Origin of the sequence: Pseudomonas sp. DE0010 (genome assembly GCF_007680745.1) — a bacterium.
Taxonomy (GTDB): Bacteria; Pseudomonadota; Gammaproteobacteria; order Pseudomonadales; family Pseudomonadaceae; genus Aquipseudomonas; species Aquipseudomonas parafulva_B.
Genome location: NZ_VEJQ01000014.1, coordinates 58874 through 75627, shown reverse-complemented (window position 1 = coordinate 75627; position 16754 = coordinate 58874). Strand labels below are relative to the sequence as shown.

Below are 16754 nucleotides of genomic sequence, written 5' to 3'. Positions count from 1 at the left end.
GTGCGGATTGTTTGCTGAGCCACTGCCCCTGAGCACGGTACACCTCTCCTCAACTTGAAGGAGATGTACCCATGCCGTTAACAGATGCAGTAGTCCGGTAGGCGAAGACCACCGGCAAAGACTACACCCTCAACGATGCAGACGGCCTGGTGCTGTTCGTCACCGGTCGAGGGGCGAAGAAGTGGCACTTCCGCCTCACCTGGCTTGGCAAGCAACAGCGCGTTGCCGTTGGCAGCTATCCCGAAATGTCCCTCAAGGATGCGCGTGAGCAGCGCGACGACTTGCGATCGCAGGTCGCCCGTGGCGTTGATCCGCGTGTTCACCGTCTGCAGGTCAAGGCGGCAGAGCTGGCCGCGCCCCTGAACACCTTTGCTTCCGTCTTCAAGGCCTGGCGTGACTTCAAGGCGCTGGGCCTGAAAACTGGCCGTCAGAGCACCCTGTCGCAGATCGACCGCATTTTTGCCAAGGACGTACTGCCCTGGCTGGGCAAGCTGTCAATCTTCGATATCGACAATCCGCACCTGCTGGACGTGCTACGTCGCATCGAGCGGCGCAAGGCGTTTACCACCGCCGAGAAGGTGCGCACCTGGTTCAATCAGCTGTTTCGCTATGCGATGGTCGAAAAGGGCTTGCGCTACAACCCGGCCAGCGACCTCGATATCGTGGCCGCGCCCAAGCCTCCCGTATCGCACAACCCGTTCCTGCGCATGGACGAGTTGCCCACCTTCCTGCAGACCTTGCGCAGCTATGGCGGCCAGGAAGTCACCAGGATGGGCTTGCGCCTGTTGCTGCTGACCGGCGTGCGTACTGGGGAGCTACGCCAGGCGGTGCCTGAGCAGTTCGACCTGGAGCGCGGCCTGTGGATCATCCCGCCGGTCATCTTCAAGCAGTTGCAGGTCAAGCTGCGTCGCGAGGGCAAGACCATTGCGCCCTATATCGTGCCGCTGCCCCAGCAGGCCATCGACATTGTGCGTGTGCTGATCGACGAGCACGCTCGCCGCCCCGCGCAGCACTACCTGCTGTCGCATCGCAGCCGCCTCAAGGAACGCATCAGCGAAAACACGCTCAATGGCGCGCTGCATCGCATGGGTTATGCCGACCGGCTGACAGGTCACGGCATCCGGGCGACGATTTCCACGGCGCTCAACGAGCTGGGTTACCCGAAAGAATGGATCGAAGTGCAGTTGTCCCATGCCGACCCCAACAAGATCCGCGCAGCCTACAACCATGCGGACTATGTGGAGCAGCGCCGGATGATGATGCAAGACTGGGCTGACCGGCTCGATGCTTGTGAACGCGGTGAGCCGATCGCGCAGCCGGTGTTGCCGCAGGCAGCGCCGCACAGCATGGCGGGGATCGAAAGCTATCTTCGCCTGTTGGCACAGGGGCGTTTACCGCAGCCGGTGGACGGAGTGGCGCTGCCGCGTCATATCGTGGGCTGATGCAGGGGCTTCGGGATCGCTTGCCAGTGGCATGGAAATCTGGTGATAGATTTTGGCGTGATGTACAATGAGCTGTACATGTGAAGGAGAGGTTGCCATGCGCACTATCAGCTATACCGAAGCCCGGCAGAACCTGTCGGCCACCATGGTGCAGACCGTCGAGGATCGCGCCCCGACTCTGATTACCCGCCAGAATGGCGAGGCGTGCGTGCTGATGTCGCTGGAGGAGTACAACGCGCTGGAGGAAACGGCTTACCTGCTGCGCTCTCCGGCCAACGCACGCCGCCTGATGGATTCGATTGACAGCCTCAAGCGCGGTCAGGGTGTCGAGCGGGATATCGCCGAGTGAAGCTGATCTGGTCTGAGCAAGCCTGGGACGATTATCTGTACTGGCAGGACGCAGATAGGCGTATGGTCAAAAAGATCAACGAGCTGATCAAGGAGACCCGCCGCACCCCTTTCGAGGGCAAGGGCAAGCCGGAGCCGCTGCGCCACAACCTGGCGGGCTTCTGGTCGAGGCGGATCACTGCCGAGCATCGGTTCGTGTATTCGGTGACGGATGAAGCGCTGCTGATTGCCGCCTGCCGTTATCACTATTGAAGGCCGGAAAACGCCGGCCAGGTGTGGGAGCGCACCTGCTGTACAAGCTCCCCTCGGGAGAGCGGCTTTTGAGCCTTTTGGCCTTTTCGGATAGGGCCTTTGGCCCTTGAGCCTCTTCCCTTGTCGCAACCCTTGAGGCCCTTTGTCGTTTCCCTTTGAGAGCGGAGGCAGCATAGGCCAGTGATCCGGTTGCTGAGCCAGCGAGGTATTCATTATGCAGCAGCGCGACCCACAGAAGCAGCGCACCGCCTGGAAGCTGGGCCAGTGGCTGGGTAACGGCTACCGGGCATTCTTGCGCCAGGAAGCCCGCTTCATGGCCTGGCTGGCTGGGCATGGCGTGCCGGTAAAAGTTGCCCGTATCCTGCCCTGGGCATTCAGGATCGTCGTCGTTCTGGTGCTGCTGTACCTCGCCTTCTGGCTGGCTCTGGTGTTCCTGGGCATTGCCGTGTTGGCGCATGCCGGCGGCGGCACTGGCGTCGATCAGGATGATGATTGGCCTATTGGGGAGCAGGCCGATCACAAGAAGAATCCTGGGTATGATCCAAATATGTATAACGATGCCCCGGATCATCGCTTTTACGATCCACGTTATGACGATGACTGAGCGGCATTAGCGAAGCTTTCCGCCGCTCATTGTCTCGGCTCCCTTGCTTCCTGCCTTGCCCGCGCCAGCAGTACCGTCGCTCAGCCCTTGCATTGCACCGCCTGCACGAACCCCAACCCAGCCCAAGGCTGTGACCCAAAACGTCGGCAGCACAATAAACATGGTGCCCATGACGAAATTCAACAGCATGTCGCCGAAGGTGTTGTCCAGCCCCAGCATGATGTTGAAATTCATATGCGGCCGGTTGAAGCCCATGCCCCAGCCATACAGGGCATCGAGGATGGTCGAATCGATCCAGCGGGCCATCTCGAACCAGAAATCGACGAAGTACAGCGCGAAGTGGACGCAGCTGATCGTGACGAAGGCGCGGATATCGTAGGTGGCCAGGGTGAACAGCAGCGGTGTGCTGATGATCAGCACCATCTTGAGCAGCGACATCACCATCGGCAACGCCTGGCGCACCACGGCCATTCCCACATCACCAGCGGCGCGGGTGACGATGTTGGGCAGGGTCTTGTCGATCTGTCCACCATAATCGGCATAGACACTGCCCAGGTTCATTTTCTGCTGGCGCGGAGCGGCAATGGCGCGCACCACGGAATCATCCACCTCGGCGCGACTCAGAAAGCCCGCCCAGCCGGCGATGCGGCTGAGCAGGCCGGGCTCGACCTGCTGCAGCAGGCGGGCACGCAGGCCGTTGCCGGCATCGCTCCACCACTGGAGGCAGGTCGGATACCCCGCACCGCTTGGCACCTGGGCCAGGCCGGCGTCCCGGCTGCTGTCGTAGGCCCAGCCCTCGCGTGGCGTTCTGGCACGGTAGGTGTCGTAGTAGCCGCTGGCGCCGACGAAATAGTTGGAGCCGATCCATGTCACGTCGTGCATCTGGTTGTCGTCGAGATCGGGGCGACTCATGAACAACTTGGCCCTCGCCGGGCCGTAGCAATCGTGCGTGAAGTCCGCGACCTCCTGGGCCAGCACCGGATCAGCGATGCGCGTGGCATTGATCTCCATGCGCATCTGGCGCAGATCGGTGCCGCACGGAATGGCCGCGACCGCAGCCCCCGTCACCGCCCGCGACAGCGCATGCATGAACGCCCACCACACCGGAAGTTTCGCGCTCTGGTTGTTGAGGGTAGTGAAGGACTGGCTCCAGCCCGTCTCGGCGGGCAGTGGCACATTCATCTGACACTGGGCCGAACGACTAGTGTCAAACTTGATGGTTGCCAGATCCACATCGATGGTCGGGACGCAAGCGAACATCACCACGACGATGGCGATCCAGATGCGGTTCTCGATGCGCTGAGTCGACAGGATGCCCTTGTTGGCCTAGTCTGCGCCCTCCGTGCGTACGTTCAGCCACTCGCCAAGGATGATGGCCAGGAACGGCAGTGCAATCACCCCACTGGTCACCACGATGGCCCAGATGCCGTTATGCACGATCCAGGCGACCAGCGTCAGGTAATACTCCAGATAATCGGTCGTCAGCAATGTCATGGCAGGTCCCCGGCCTTAGTACAGTCGCAGCCAGTTGCTGGCTTCGTACAGCACGATGCCGAGCACACCGAGCACCTCGATGACGCATAATTGCTGGCGTAATTGCGGATCGCGCGCGAGGCGACGGCGACGCACCCAGGGCCAGGCGGCCGCGACGGCGGCATACAGGCACAGGCGCCAGACAAAGAAATGCCCGGCGTGATCGTCGAGCCACTGCTGCCAGGGCTCAATACCTCCCAGCAGCAGGATGCCGGCGAAGGTGACCACGAAGGCCAGGATGAACAGGCCAGCGACCAGCAGCGCCATGATGATGAGCAAGCGACGCAATGGCCGATCAGGCTTGGTGGGTGAGAACGGCGAGGGCATGACAGTTTCTCCGGAGCAAAGGAACGCTCTGGACAGTTCATGACCAGCCGCCGTGTTCTTCGACAAACAATGCGGTATTCACCCTCACCGGATTGCCGTCCAGGATCTGTCATGCCTTGCGGTGGAACTCAATGGTATGCTAGCGCAGTTCAAGGTGTAATGCTCGCTTTGCGATTTAATCTATAACAAATACAGAGAATTGCAGCAGGCCCGATAAGCAAGCCGTCTTCGGAGTGAGTTGCCATTTAATGGCAGCGTTGCTCTGCAGGCGGTTTTTCTTTCGGGTCGGTATAACCATGTGAGCATATAAATGAGCCTTGATTGGACGCGTTTATTGCCTGGATAAATAACCCGCTTGTACAAAGCGCTGTTATATCCCCACTTATCGGCGCCCTATTGGGGCTGCTATTTGGCGGATTCAACAACACCCCTTCGCCTGCGGCACCTGTCACAGTGCAGCAGACCGTTATCACCTTCAGGCAAACGGTCGTGGTGAATCAAAGCCGGGGAACATCCTCTTCTTCGGACGACGTATGGGCTTACCTTGGCGCTCTGTTCATTGTCGTGGCCGTTGTCATCTGGGGGTATAGCCGTTACGCCAGTGAAATCCTGCACTATTGGCTGAGTGGGGTGTTTTCCTGCACGGCGTTTATCCTGGCGGCTGGTTTGGCCTCTGCCATCCGGGGGCAATACAACAGCGCGGAATGGGGCTGGTACATCTTCACGCCCCTGGTTGCAGTGGGCGCCTCCATCTACCTGACCGAACTGGCGCAGGCAGGCATTATTGCCGGCGCCCGTGAGGCTGCTTTCCGCTACGGGATTATTGATTACTATTTTGATGTACTGGAGGACGAGCATCGGATTTGGATACTGTCCCAGCTCTTCGGAGTCGTGATGGGGATTGGTGCAACGCTTGCTGCGGCGCTTCGGTCACTGCATTACCTCGCCTTGATGAATCAGCGGGCCAGCGGTGCACTGTCTTCGGTCTGGTTTGCCTTGGCGCGGTATACCCGGTTTTCCGCACGGGCCGGCGGCGTTGTGCTGCTGATCATGCTGCTTGGCGGGGCCTACTTCATGCTCTCAGGCCTGGCGTATGAACTGTGGATGCGACGAGGCTAGCCAGCGACTGCCCGGCGACTAGCGTCCCACATACAGCGTGACGATCTGGGGCCGTTCATGGCCCAGTTCATGGCTGATGATCTGGCGAGCCTGCGTATCGATCTGGCGCTGGGCCGGGGTTAGCTCACGCGCGGTTGGCCCGCCCGCAGCCGGCGCCTGCCAGCCGGTCAGCGCCTCATATCTTGCCTGGGCGTACTGATGGCGCAGGCCATGCATGTTGCTCAGCCCTGCCGCCTTGCACTGGCCGTCATACACATGTTGCTGCTGGATGTAGGATTTGTTTGCCGGGATCAGCGAACTGGCCCTGGCCAGTGTCCGCGCCGCATCAAGCACCGCCCGTTGCTGCGGCGTCGTAATGGGGACGCTGCGCGGTTTGCCGCCTTTCGTCCATGAGCCTTTGAGCGCGATGTGATCGCCCCGGTCGGCCCAGGTCGGCTGGAACTTGATGCACTCCTGGCGGCGCAGCCCGAAGGCGGCTTGCAGGCGCAGGCTCATCTGCACGTGCGGATCGCAGATGGCATCCAGGCGTTCGTCCAGAGTCTGCGCCTTGCTCTGGTTGCTGCTGTACTTCCGCTCGGGAATGCCGAGCTGGCGATTGTCGGCAGGTAGCAGGCCGGCCTTGCCGATTTTCTCGGCCCACCAGCGCAAGTGACTCAGGCGGTTCTTCAGGGTGCCGGTCGAGAGCCCCTGTGCCTGCCACTGGTTGAGCAGCGTATTGACGTGTTTGCCCTTGAGCGAACGGGCCTGCATCTGGTTGAACCCGGCATCACGCAACTGGCGGGCCATCAGCGTCAGCGAGCGCTGCCGGTCAGCCTGCGTGGCAAAGCTGCCGTCACGGTTGCTTCGGCACAGCTGTTTCAGCGTCCAGGTCAAATCGTCCATCGTCTGCCTCCGGTGTGCCGGGTGTCGCGTCATGCTGAGAACTTGATCGTTTAGCGTTGTTGCCAACTCGCTATCGCGAGATCCCCGAAGGGCGAAGGGCTGGGTGCTCAGCGCACCCCTTGCCTCGGCATGAGGCGTCCACCTTGCTTCCTGTGGGAAGACCGGGCGGCATGTCATCGTGCGTAGTGCATGGATAAACCTCCTGTGGATGGGATAAGGGAAAGCTCTCGGCTGATGACGACAGCGGGCATGGGACAGACAGGCAGCAGGACGCTGCGGCGGATGGGACGACGCCGAATGGCTGGGAGATGAAAGTGGCTCACCCTGTGGCAGGGGCGGTGCGCAAATGGGCCTGGCGCGCCTGGGGTGGCTTCATCCTTGCGGACAGGCACTTGCAGAAGCCGGTGCCTTTGGGTGGCCGGATGGGTACGGCTGCGCAATGACGGCGCATGGACGCTGCGCCAGCATGTCCGGCATTACACCTGCCGGCAGATCACTGCGGGATCAGTATCGCGGGGCATCATCATGTGCGACAGCGACAATAGGATGCTGCCCCAGCCCGTATTGTTGCGGCGGTTCGCGGTGTCGTCACTGCGGTGTGCAGTGACGACACCAGCAGGCCCCCGAGGTCGTTCTGGCGCAGGAAATGACCTTGGCCGACGCGGTAGAGGCAACGTCTTCCTGCCATCTGCAGCAGCCACGGCATGCCGCCTGTGCGCTTCGCCACTGACGCGGCCTGTGGCCTTGTCGGCTGCCTGATCCGCCAGGACAGAGGCCGTTCTGACGGCTCAGGCAGCTTGCAGTGGATGGGGCGGCCGCGCTGACTGCAACCACCGGAACGCCGAACCGTCATGCAGACCCGGGGCGCCATCCCTTGCCCTGCAGAAAGCGGGTGGTCAGCTCGCCGACATTCGCAGGCCTGTTCAACATGCTGCGGATGTTGGCAATGTGCGCCCTGACCAACTCCGGGTCGGCGGGCTTGAACTCGGGGGCTGGCGTTGAGGATGGAGGCGGGGTGACGGCGGGTTTTGCCGCAACGGCCGGACAGGCAGGCTGGCGCAGCTTGCGGCCAGCCCAAAAGCGGAACTCCCCGGCCAGCACCCGCTTGATCAACCCGAAGAAATAGGCGATCACGTTGTGCACCGTGCCGCTCTGGCTGCGGGCCTGCAGCTCGTCGAGCACATCCTGGCGCTGAGCCTCGGGCAGGCGCCGCAAGGCCACGACCACATCATGCTGCTGCCGTGGGGCAAGCCGGCCCAGGCAGGGAGGCAACGCAGGCGGGTTATCCACAGCCCCCTCTTCGCGCGCGCGGTACGTACGTTTTTTATACTTATACATACTATACGTAGGGGCGGCACCTTCCGTTACGGCAGCCATCGTCGTGTTCTGTGGCGGAACCGAAGTGCACTGAGCAGGCGGGATGTCGGCCGGGTATTCCGGCGACGGTGCGGTCGTGGATTCGTCGGAAGCCCTCGGGGTCGTCGGGCCTGCGTCGTCGGAGTCATCACCGCCGGACGAGGCGTTTGCCAGTGCGGCCTGGATATGCGCGGCCACACGCGCCACCTGGTTGTTGTCGTGCCCCGTGGCCTCGCGCAGCAACTGCGGCAGCGTCGGGGCAAGGGCGCAGGCCTGGGCGAAGTGGTGTGAATGGTCATGCACTTGATACTGCTCGCTCAGGACATGGCCGGTCAGCGGGTCGCGCTGCTGACCGGCCAGGCTGATCCAGCCAGTCAGGCGCAGTACCACCAGGACGCGCCAAGTCGTTTCATGGCCGGCTTTCTGGCCGAGCGGAATAGAGGTGAGGTAGCGGCGCAACTGCCCGAGGCTGGCAAGCGAACTGATGCCGTCAGGGGCACGCAGCATGCGCAGCATCTGCCAGCCATTGCGCTCCAGTGGCGTGAGGCGGGCATCGAGCATCAGGGCGGTCGGGGTGGCGAACTGGGTGTTGTGCGTGTGTGCAGGCGTTTGCGGGATCGTCATGAGCATTTCTCCGGTGTCGGGGGCTGGTTGGCCGGTGTTCCTATCTCACCGGAGACCTGAACGGGTGTCAGGCGACAATGCGTTCTGTGGCGTCACCGCATTGCCGGCAACTGACGACCGTGGGCCTGCCTGTCACGTGTATTGCGGGGTGTACAGCGGCGCGATGGGCGGATGCGGGCGCTGCCGGGCTTGCCAGAGCGACCAGGCCTGCTGTTCGGCCAGATACTGGCGTGCTGTGCCCAGACCGGCCAGCTCCAGTCGGTGGGCCGGGTCGGCATGGATAGGCGTCCGGCCATTGAGTACCGACCGCAACTGACGGCTTGAATAGCCCAGGTGCGCTGCCAGGGCATCGAGATTCATGCCCAGCGCCGGAAGCACATCAAGGCGCAGTGCCTCGCCTGGGTGGGGTGGGTTGTGCATAGTAGAAGCTCTCCTCTAGCAGCCGGTTATGCTTTGTTGTAGTGCTCTGCACAGGATGATGAGACAGTGCAGCCGCAGGCGAGCTGCGCGGGCTCGAACACCATGGGACGGCCATTCTGGATGGCCGTGCCGTCACCGCCCGAGACCAGCGGGTAGGTGCCCTTGCATTTCGGGCATTGCGCCTTGTCGCCGAGTAGGCACTGCGGGATGCCGTCCACGGGAAAGCCGCTGGCCTCGATCATCGTGCCGCCGCCGGAATGACTGTCTCCCAGGCGAATCGCGCCGCGTCCTGACATTTTTCTCTCCTTTGGCGCATGGCGCCGTACAGTTTTATTCGCTGTTGCAACCGAGCTGCTGGCGCATCTGTTCTTTCAGGGGTTCCGCTTGTTCTGCGGGCAGGTTGCGGAAAACGTTGTCCACGTTCTTGCAGCCTTTTGGCTGCAGGGGCTGCAAGGTATTGCCCTTCAGCAGCCCCCACCCGACGCTGAGAGCAAACGCAACCAGCACTGGCAGAATGACCCAGAGGAACATCTTGGCTCTGAGCCGATAGAACGTGCCCCACTCGCTTTCTTCTTCATTGGGTGCCCTGTTGCTGGCGGACGTCTGCCCCAAGCTGGCAGGTGATGGAGTGCCTGCAGTAACGGAAGGTGCATCGTTCGCTACAGGGGGTGGCGCGTCGCTGACATAGCGCTTGAAGTAGGCTGCTACCCGGGACTGGCCATAAACCGTTTCAGCCCGACGCCAATCGCTAGCGGACACCAGCAGCAACTCCAAGGTATCGCTGAAGCACCCGTCGCCCAGATAGCGGTAGACGAAAAAGTACTGGTCACCCAACAGGTGTTCAAGCTGCGCCAGATCCTGCTCGAACTCATCATCTCCCATGTGGTGGTAAGACTGCACGATCTCCTCGCCTACAAAGCGCACTTTCACCGTATCGCCATCATCATCGCAATCGGCGGTGAGGCACTACCCAGCTTTTCTTCCAGCCACTCGACGATACCGAAGGTGCTTTCGTTGAAATCCAGGAAGTAGCCATAACTTGTGATCAAGGCGTTCACGTAATCGTCTGCTGACGATGCCGCCTGATCCCCCGCGCGCTCGTTGAACTGCTGGATAAAGGCTTCGCGCACGGCATGCGCCTGCTCGTCGCCGGGGGCGGCGATTACAGCGGAGAATTGCTCCCACGTTGGAATTTGCATGGTATTGGTTCGCTCTCTATGTTTCAGCTTGCGCCGATGCCCGCCCGGCTTCCTCGATAGCGCGGGGGAAGCGCGGCTCGTAGCACAGCAGCAGGGACAGCCAGTGGCCGAAGGCGTGGATCAGGATCAGCGGCAGCATCAGGATGTTGAGCAGCACGAACACCCACAGGGCGCTGTTGCGCAGGAAGCGGGTGTCCAGGCCCCAGGCGGCCTTGAGGGACAGCCAGGGCCAGGGGAATTTGGGAATGAGTTTTTCGGGCGCCGGGGCGGCGGCGGGGCCGTCTTCCATATAGCGGCGGATATATTCCCAGAAGGCCAGCAGTTCGCTGGCGTTGCGGGTGGGTTTGCCGACGAAGGCAACCTCTATGTCATCAGTGGGATTGCCTTCGAGATCGGTGCCGTCGCCTTTGTCCCAACTGAGCCACACAAAACCGCCTGTGCCTTCGAGTTCGGTCATGTTCTTTTCGACGATGATCTGGGTCTTGTCCCAATCCATGATGCGGGTGCCGCCGATAAGGTTGGGGCGCAGAAGGTAGACTTTGCGGGTAATGCGGTTGAAACGAATGATCAGGCGGCGGGCGGTGAAGGCTTCGAGGAATAGGAAGCGAAAGGCGTATTTAAAGTAAAAGTAAAGAGCAAGGACTCCGGTGGCTGGTGTCAAGATCAACCCGAATATATAGAACTCAAGTCCTGGAGAGCCGGAGGAAGAGTCGTATAGTCGACTAATGGCCAGCCAGAATGCAGCAAGTGCTCCCCACATTAACATGCTGCCGGTGCCGCCTGCGGCCAGTGTGATTAAGCCGCGCTTTTCATCGTTAGGTGTGCGCACATCGATATAAGTATCGTTGTAGGCATAGAGCGACTCGTTATCGTAAACCGACTTCGATACCGACTCCTGAACGCTTTCCGGGGCGTTCAGTTCGGGTTGCCCCGGCTGACGCTGCTGATTCTTTGCTTCCTCCAGCCTTTCCTCATAAGAAGAAAGGCTCTTTCCCCAATGAAATCCCCACTCGAACAGATACATCAGAGCGTACTCCCCACGGCGCGTTGCATGATCTCGATCTCCTTCTCTTCCGTATCAGCGATGCCCTTGCTGCGATCCTTGCGGAAGGTGCTGTGGCTCAGGTAGCGCTGGAGGTCGTTGGGCACGAAGTACATCAGACCAGCCGTAATGGCGAAAGTGAGAAGATTCAGGCCGAAGAAGACACGGAGCATGAAGACCATGCGGGCCGCCAGGAATTTCGAGGTATTAACACCCACCTTAAGCGTTGAGCTCATAAAGGCGCTACTACCATGCCGCTTGATCATATACTCAAGGAAGGGACCGGATGAGGCGAGGCCAATCGCAAGTGACAAGCTGGCAACACCGGTTTGTGCTGTTGCACGAAGAAAGTATAGATAGTCGATAGATGTATTTTCATTCTTAGCATTTTCCCAGAAATCGGTGTAGTCATACCAAGCCCCCACCGACGCCGCCACGCCTGCCAGTGTGCCTGCTCCCAGCCGTAAGCCACCCCTGAACATTTTGCCCGCCTGCTGGACGGCTGCACTGCCGCTCCTTTCGGCAAAGCCCGCCGCCGTCGCTCCCAATTCCAGTGCCGCTGCCGATACTCCGATCATTGCCGCGGCGATCTCGATGTACTCCCGGCTCTGTTTGTCGGCCGCATCGGCCTTGACCATCAGGTTCCAGACTTCCAGCACCGCCACCAGGCTGCCGATGCGCACCTCGGTCATCGGCCCCTTGATGCCGGCGCGCAGGGCCTGGTCGAAGCTGCTGGCCGTCGAGCGATCCAGGCGCCGGGTGGCGCCCTGGCTCAACGCGGTGCCACCCCGCGTCTCCAGGTGGAAATGCTGCGCGAAGCGCCCCAGGCGCGCCTGCAGCGCATGGGCCAGCAGCCAGTTGGCCGGCTTGTCCAGGGCGCTTGCCAGGCGGTTCTGGAACAGCCGGCTGCCCAGGGTGCTGACCAGCAGCGCGCCCCCGGCGAGGCGGTCGGCCGGCGGGCCGGAGGTGGTTACGGCGCCCAGTTCTTCGACCAGGGCCAGGCTGGCGGTGTAGATGTCGGTCAGGCCCTTGAGGCGTTCCTGCAGTTGGGCTTCGTCGAGCAGCCCCAGCATCAGGCCGGTACGTTCGCCAAACAGCGTGTTCAGTTCGTCTTCGGCCGATTCCTGGTTCTGTGCCAGCGAGCGCCAGAACAGGTTGTCGTTGGAGATGCCCTGTTCGCTCCAGCGCGTCAGCAGCGCATCGCCGACGCGGGTGGCGTTCATGCCGACGATGGCCTTGGCCATCTGGGTCTCGAACAGCAGCCCCTGTTCCAGGTCGTTGCGGTCATAGCGGGCCAGGGCATCGAGCAATGCTTCGCTCTGCAGCCACAGCAGGTGGTCGGCGGCGCGGGCATCCCTGGCCTGGTCGACGGCCTCGACCACGGCCCGGTAATCGCGCAGGTAGTCCTGGCGCATGCCTTCGTCGATGTAGGGGGCGTAGTCTTCCCAGCTCCGCTCCCGCGCCTGGCGGATTTCAGCCTGCTGCACCTGCTGCTGATGCTCGGGGTTGCGGAACGAGCGCATGTTGCCGCGCGACATCATCACGACCTGGGCGTTGTTCTGCGAGTACTCGGAGGACGTATAGGTGACGCCGAGGGTGTTCTGGTGCTGGGTGTAGCTGTGTTCGGCCTGCTCGGCCAGCGCCTTGCGGATATTCTCGATGGCGAAGGCGATGGTGAACTTGCGCTGGTTGTCCAGGCCTTCGGCGTCGGTGCACTGCATGAAGGCGTCCAGGGGTTCCAGGCTGGCATTGCGCCAGGCGTTGAGTTCCTGGGTGATGCCGATGGCGTCGTCCACCACGATGGCCACCCCGCGATGCTGCGGCTTGTTCGCCGTGGGCATCATTTCCGCGCGGGCAGCCATCACTGGGACGTTCGCGCCATTGAACGGCTGGGCCTGGATCAGTGTCTTGAGTGCGCCCTGGTGCTGCGCCGCGAAGTCGGCGATCAGGTCGAGCCGCTCGTAGGTGAGGACATGGGGAAGTGCCTCGGGTGGGGTCTCGCTGGCGCAACTGGCGATGTCGATGGACGCCAGCGTATCCCGGTAGAGCTGCAGTATCCGGTACTTGCGCAGGGTGTCCTGGGTCAGCGGGTCGGGGCTGTAGAGCAGGCGCAGATCCTGGACGTCGTCGAGGTCGTGGATCTTGAACAGCCAGGTCATGCTCCTGATGGCTTCCAGGGGGTTGAGTGACGCCAGGGTATCCCAGGGCTTGTCCGGGGCGATGAAGTCAAGCGTGCCGAGAGGCGAGATACGGTACTGGCTGTGCCAGGCGTACTGGCCGGTGCTGGCGCGCTTGATCAGCACGTAGAGGAAGCCTTCGCGCAACGGGCGGATGGCGTAGCTGGCTTCGCTCAGTTCACCGACCTGGTGAGGGCGGCACAGGTGCGGTGGCAACTCAGGAAGTGCGCGGCGTTGCGCGGCGCTGCCGCAGACCACGCCGTAGCGCAGCGGCAGGATGGCGAAGGTGCGGGTGCAACTGACGGCCGGCCCCGGGCTGAAGAGCTGCTCCAGCTGGCTGCGGTTCTCTGCACACTGTTCGAAGGTTTCTTTCCAACCGTACATGGGGGTTCCTCAGTATATCCGCTGGCGCGTACGCGCCTGAAGGGCTTCGGCGAGCGGCCGCCCGTGGTTGAGGGCGTCGTTCAGGGCTTGCTGCCAGGCTGGTGTGTTGTGCAGGGCCGGCCCTTTAAGGGCCATGAGGGTGACGTAGTCAACAAGGTCGGCCTGGCGGGTAAGGCCGTGTTGGCGGGCCTGCTCCAGGTATTGGCGAACCAGGCCAAGCCGTGTGCTCTGGCAGTTCTCTTTGGCACCCACGGCTTGCAGTGGCGCCTTGAGCTGATCCGCCAGGCGGTAGAGCAGCGGGTCTCCCGCCAGCATGTCCCAGCAGTCCTGGTCAATCCGGATGGGCGGCACATGCAGGTGTTCCGGCTTGTCGTAGCCGGAGAGGCGTCGCCAGGCTCTGTGTTGCGGGTGCGCCAGGGCGACCCACCAGCTGCGGATCGGCGCCAGCCATTCGGCGATACCGGGCAGGTCATGGCGGGCATGCAGGATGGGCAGAGCGTGCTCGGTGTGATAGCGAAGCATGTAGCTGGCATCATCCGGCCCTTCGACCACGGCGGCCTTGCTCAGGTGCTCTGCCAGCCTGGCGGGAGGCAGGGCACTGACGATCCAGCCACAGAGAGCATCACCCGCTGTCCGGCCCAGGGCGCTGTAGAAGTCGGACTGACCTTGCAGGTCGGCATCGGGCTTTGTGCCGAACAGCCAGGGGCCGATTTCGCGCAGGTTGGCGAGCTCCGGTTGTTGCAACAGGGGCCAGGCGTTTCCCCTGTGCGTTTCTTGCAGCGCACTGCGTTCGGCTGGCTCCAGTCGGGACATTTCGACCAGGCCGGCCAAGCGATAGGCTGGGGACTCGCGCAGCTCGTCAATGATCAGGGTTGCGGCGGAATGCTTGCTCATATGCCCTCCATGCGAACGACACTGCGCCCTTCGGCGATGGCCTTGAGCAAACAACTGACGCAAACCGGATCGCTCGGGGTCGGCACGCCGCTGGCGGCGATGGAGTGGCCCGAACCATTCGTTTGCAACGCAAGTGACCCATTGAACTGGAGTGATACGCCATTGAGGGTGATGCCGGAGCCGTCGATGCGCAGGGTGCCGCCAGGGGCCTTGAGTACCACGGCCTCAGATGCCTGGATTTCGTATACCTGGGTCTTGTGGACGATGGCCTGGCCGGCCTGCAACTCGACGCGGCCTTCGACCTTCTGGTACAGGTGTCCGCCGATCTCGATCCAGTGGTCTGCGGTGGTTTTGTCGCGCCGGTCGTTGCCGACCTCTTCGATGCGATCCTTGCCCGTCTGGATGTTGTGGTTAAGGGCGATGTTCAGGTAGTTGTCCTGGCCAATGGCATGGCGGCGGTCCTGGCCGATGGTCACCTGCTCGTCGTTGCCTACCGTCTCCTTGCGGTCATGGCCGATGGTGACGGTTTCATCGTGCTCCACCTGTTCGCTGCGGTCGCGGCCGACGACGATGGTTTCGTCGTTGCCGACGCGGATGTTCTGATCCTTCTGTGCATGGATGAAGATTTCTTCCTGGCCATGCTCGTCCTCGAAGCGCAGTTCGTTGAAGCCCTGGCCCTTGTGGGTCTGGCTCTTGATGGTCATCCGCGTCTTGTGCCGCGGTAGCTCGTAGGGCGTGGGATGGGTGGCCGGATAGGTTCGGCCAGTGATGATGGGCTGGTCGCAATCACCGTCGAGGAAATCGACGATGACTTCCTGGCCGATGCGCGGGATGGCGATATGGCCCCAGGCGGCGCCGGCCCAGTTCTGGGTAACGCGAATCCAGCAGGAACTGTGTTCGTCGCCTACTGCCAGGCGATCCCAGGGAAATTGGACTTTCACCCGACCGAACTCGTCGCAGTAAATCTCTTCGTCCTTGGGGCCTACTACGGTGGCAATATGTGGGCCGTCGATACGTGGCTTGGCTGGCAGCGGGGCGCACCATTGGGTGTAGAGATCCAGCAACTCGGCGCTGAAGTGGTAGCGGGTGCCCTGTTCGGCGTCGGCGGCCTCTTCTTGCTGGCTGGTGGTCTGCACACCTTCGTGGTGCAAACGCAGGGTGCGCCAGCCACGGTTCATGTCCTCGCGGGGGTGGCCGGTGAGCTGAAAGGCCGGGCCGGGCAGCAGACGGGCATCGTCGCCCTCGACCCGGGCCAGGCGGGCATCGCCGCGCAGCGCGAGCAGGCGGGTTTGGGTGAAGGGCTTGCCGGCCTCGTCCCGCTTGTAGCGGCCAGGGTAGTCATAGCGTTCGTAGTCGCGGTGCTGGTGGTCGAGCTCGGGGCCGTCGGTGGTGTGCTGCTGGTTGTAGCGCGGGTAGGTGAAGGTGTAGTCGCGCTGGGTCTGGCGGGCGGTGCGCACCTGCTCGGTGTAGGTGAAGCGACGCAAGGCCGGAGCGGGCTGGTCACCACCCGCACTGGGGTTGTAGGTGACAGGGTCGCCGTCGATGGCGCCGTGACTATAAAGGCGATCACTGACGATCAGGCGGTGGCCGTCGGCACGGTGCTCGAAGGCGTAGTAGAAGCCTTCCTCGGCGGCGAGGCGTTCGACGAAATCGAGGTCGGTCTCGCCGGCCTGTACGCAGTACTCGCGCGGCAGGTGCTCGCGGGTGGAGACGATCTCGATGTCGGTGATGTGGTGCTGCTTGAGAACCTGCTCGATGATCTGGGGTACGGACAGGGCCTGGAAGATGCGCCAGTCCGAGCACAGGCCCAGACGGGCCAGGGCGGGCTCGACAACTGCACGGTAACGGGTGCGGCGGTGGCCGGTGTCGGCCTGCTCGAAGGTGCTGACCAGGCCGTGGACGTGGCGCACGGTGCCGCTCTGGGCGATGTGCAGGGTCAGCGGCTGGTCGAGGAGCAGGGCGAAGTCGATGGCCGGATCGAAGCTGCTCAGTTCCAGGTGAAGTTGGAAGGGCTCGGAGAGGGCTTCGTCGAGGGTGAAGGCGGCTACCTCGAAGTCGCCCGCTGGAGCGGTGACGGTGAAGCGCAAGTCGGATTGACGCGGCATGGTGTGCTCCTTGCGGGCCGGAATGAGATATCCGGCTGTCCGTGGG

Annotated in this window: 15 protein-coding genes and 2 pseudogenes; 5 read left to right on the top strand and 12 right to left on the bottom strand. The window is 62.3% G+C overall.

All coding sequences use genetic code 11. The annotated features are described in order from the left end of the window. Positions 1-71: 71 nt before the first annotated feature. The 4 genes and pseudogenes from FS767_RS12660 to FS767_RS12645 all read left to right on the top strand — a co-directional run. Positions 72-1304, top strand: a pseudogene (locus FS767_RS12660) (tyrosine-type recombinase/integrase); the annotation flags it as partial. 235 nt (positions 1305-1539) lie between these two features. Continuing rightward, a complete protein-coding gene (gene yefM / locus FS767_RS12655; RefSeq protein ID WP_144965975.1) occupies positions 1540-1791 on the top strand; it encodes a YoeB-YefM toxin-antitoxin system antitoxin YefM in 252 nt (83 codons plus the stop codon). Further along, positions 1788-2042 carry a Txe/YoeB family addiction module toxin gene (locus FS767_RS12650; RefSeq protein ID WP_144965973.1) on the top strand — a complete coding sequence of 85 codons (255 nt, stop codon included), beginning with the start codon at positions 1788-1790 and terminating at the stop codon, positions 2040-2042. Before yefM ends, FS767_RS12650 begins: the two co-directional genes overlap by 4 nt. A 214-nt stretch (positions 2043-2256) precedes the next feature. Further along, positions 2257-2646 carry a DUF3742 family protein gene (locus FS767_RS12645; RefSeq protein ID WP_144965971.1) on the top strand — a complete coding sequence of 130 codons (390 nt, stop codon included), beginning with the start codon at positions 2257-2259 and terminating at the stop codon, positions 2644-2646. Positions 2647-2652: 6 nt separating this feature from the next. Here FS767_RS12645 and FS767_RS12640 read toward each other — a convergent pair. Beyond that, positions 2653-4140 (bottom strand): annotated as a pseudogene (locus tag FS767_RS12640) (conjugal transfer protein TraG N-terminal domain-containing protein). Positions 4141-4155: 15 nt separating this feature from the next. Further along, positions 4156-4506, bottom strand: a complete 351-nt coding sequence (locus tag FS767_RS12635) for a hypothetical protein (protein ID WP_144965969.1) — start codon at positions 4504-4506, stop codon at positions 4156-4158. Between the two features lie 321 nt (positions 4507-4827). Between FS767_RS12635 and FS767_RS12630 the strand changes: the two genes are divergently transcribed. Continuing rightward, positions 4828-5625, top strand: coding sequence for a hypothetical protein (locus FS767_RS12630; RefSeq protein WP_144965967.1), 798 nt, complete (start codon positions 4828-4830; stop codon positions 5623-5625). 18 nt (positions 5626-5643) lie between these two features. Here FS767_RS12630 and FS767_RS12625 read toward each other — a convergent pair whose 3' ends face one another. The 10 genes from FS767_RS12625 to FS767_RS12580 form a co-directional block, all read right to left on the bottom strand. Continuing rightward, positions 5644-6507 carry a phage integrase N-terminal domain-containing protein gene (locus FS767_RS12625; RefSeq protein WP_144965965.1) on the bottom strand — a complete coding sequence of 288 codons (864 nt, stop codon included), beginning with the start codon at positions 6505-6507 and terminating at the stop codon, positions 5644-5646. 849 nt (positions 6508-7356) lie between these two features. Further along, the gene (locus tag FS767_RS12620) at positions 7357-8487 is read right to left on the bottom strand and encodes an STY4528 family pathogenicity island replication protein (RefSeq protein ID WP_240928623.1); all 1131 of its coding nucleotides are present in this window, start codon (positions 8485-8487) and stop codon (positions 7357-7359) included. Between the two features lie 132 nt (positions 8488-8619). Then, positions 8620-8907 carry a HigA family addiction module antitoxin gene (locus tag FS767_RS12615; RefSeq protein ID WP_144965961.1) on the bottom strand — a complete coding sequence of 96 codons (288 nt, stop codon included), beginning with the start codon at positions 8905-8907 and terminating at the stop codon, positions 8620-8622. 26 nt (positions 8908-8933) lie between these two features. Then, the gene (locus FS767_RS12610) at positions 8934-9203 is read right to left on the bottom strand and encodes a PAAR domain-containing protein (RefSeq protein WP_144965959.1); all 270 of its coding nucleotides are present in this window, start codon (positions 9201-9203) and stop codon (positions 8934-8936) included. A gap of 34 nt (positions 9204-9237) precedes the next feature. Beyond that, positions 9238-9837 carry a hypothetical protein gene (locus tag FS767_RS12605; protein ID WP_144965957.1) on the bottom strand — a complete coding sequence of 200 codons (600 nt, stop codon included), beginning with the start codon at positions 9835-9837 and terminating at the stop codon, positions 9238-9240. After that, a complete protein-coding gene (locus tag FS767_RS12600; RefSeq protein ID WP_144965955.1) occupies positions 9834-10106 on the bottom strand; it encodes a hypothetical protein in 273 nt (90 codons plus the stop codon). The genes FS767_RS12605 and FS767_RS12600 overlap by 4 nt, the downstream gene beginning before the upstream one ends. A gap of 16 nt (positions 10107-10122) precedes the next feature. Beyond that, a complete protein-coding gene (locus tag FS767_RS12595) occupies positions 10123-11130 on the bottom strand; it encodes a DUF6708 domain-containing protein (protein WP_144965953.1) in 1008 nt (335 codons plus the stop codon). After that, complete coding sequence (locus FS767_RS12590) at positions 11130-13709, bottom strand: T6SS effector BTH_I2691 family protein (protein WP_144965951.1); 2580 nt, start codon at positions 13707-13709, stop codon at positions 11130-11132. Before FS767_RS12590 ends, FS767_RS12595 begins: the two co-directional genes overlap by 1 nt. 9 nt (positions 13710-13718) lie before the next feature. Continuing rightward, positions 13719-14603, bottom strand: coding sequence for a DUF4123 domain-containing protein (locus FS767_RS12585; RefSeq protein WP_144965949.1), 885 nt, complete (start codon positions 14601-14603; stop codon positions 13719-13721). After that, positions 14600-16708, bottom strand: coding sequence for a type VI secretion system Vgr family protein (locus tag FS767_RS12580; RefSeq protein WP_144965946.1), 2109 nt, complete (start codon positions 16706-16708; stop codon positions 14600-14602). Before FS767_RS12580 ends, FS767_RS12585 begins: the two co-directional genes overlap by 4 nt. Positions 16709-16754 lie beyond the last annotated feature (46 nt).

Excerpts from the sequence above, each read along its gene's own strand:
- yefM (WP_144965975.1), top strand. The coding sequence starts at position 1,540 with ATGCGCACTATCAGCTATACCGAAGCCCGGCAGAACCTGTCGGCCACC.
- FS767_RS12645 (WP_144965971.1), top strand. The coding sequence starts at position 2,257 with ATGCAGCAGCGCGACCCACAGAAGCAGCGCACCGCCTGGAAGCTGGGC.
- FS767_RS12635 (WP_144965969.1), bottom strand. The coding sequence starts at position 4,506 with ATGCCCTCGCCGTTCTCACCCACCAAGCCTGATCGGCCATTGCGTCGC.
- FS767_RS12625 (WP_144965965.1), bottom strand. The coding sequence starts at position 6,507 with ATGGACGATTTGACCTGGACGCTGAAACAGCTGTGCCGAAGCAACCGT.
- FS767_RS12620 (WP_240928623.1), bottom strand. The coding sequence starts at position 8,487 with ATGACGATCCCGCAAACGCCTGCACACACGCACAACACCCAGTTCGCC.
- FS767_RS12615 (WP_144965961.1), bottom strand. The coding sequence starts at position 8,907 with ATGCACAACCCACCCCACCCAGGCGAGGCACTGCGCCTTGATGTGCTT.
- FS767_RS12610 (WP_144965959.1), bottom strand. The coding sequence starts at position 9,203 with ATGTCAGGACGCGGCGCGATTCGCCTGGGAGACAGTCATTCCGGCGGC.
- FS767_RS12600 (WP_144965955.1), bottom strand. The coding sequence starts at position 10,106 with ATGCAAATTCCAACGTGGGAGCAATTCTCCGCTGTAATCGCCGCCCCC.
- FS767_RS12595 (WP_144965953.1), bottom strand. The coding sequence starts at position 11,130 with ATGTATCTGTTCGAGTGGGGATTTCATTGGGGAAAGAGCCTTTCTTCT.
- FS767_RS12590 (WP_144965951.1), bottom strand. The coding sequence starts at position 13,709 with ATGTACGGTTGGAAAGAAACCTTCGAACAGTGTGCAGAGAACCGCAGC.
- FS767_RS12585 (WP_144965949.1), bottom strand. The coding sequence starts at position 14,603 with ATGAGCAAGCATTCCGCCGCAACCCTGATCATTGACGAGCTGCGCGAG.
- FS767_RS12580 (WP_144965946.1), bottom strand. The coding sequence starts at position 16,708 with ATGCCGCGTCAATCCGACTTGCGCTTCACCGTCACCGCTCCAGCGGGC.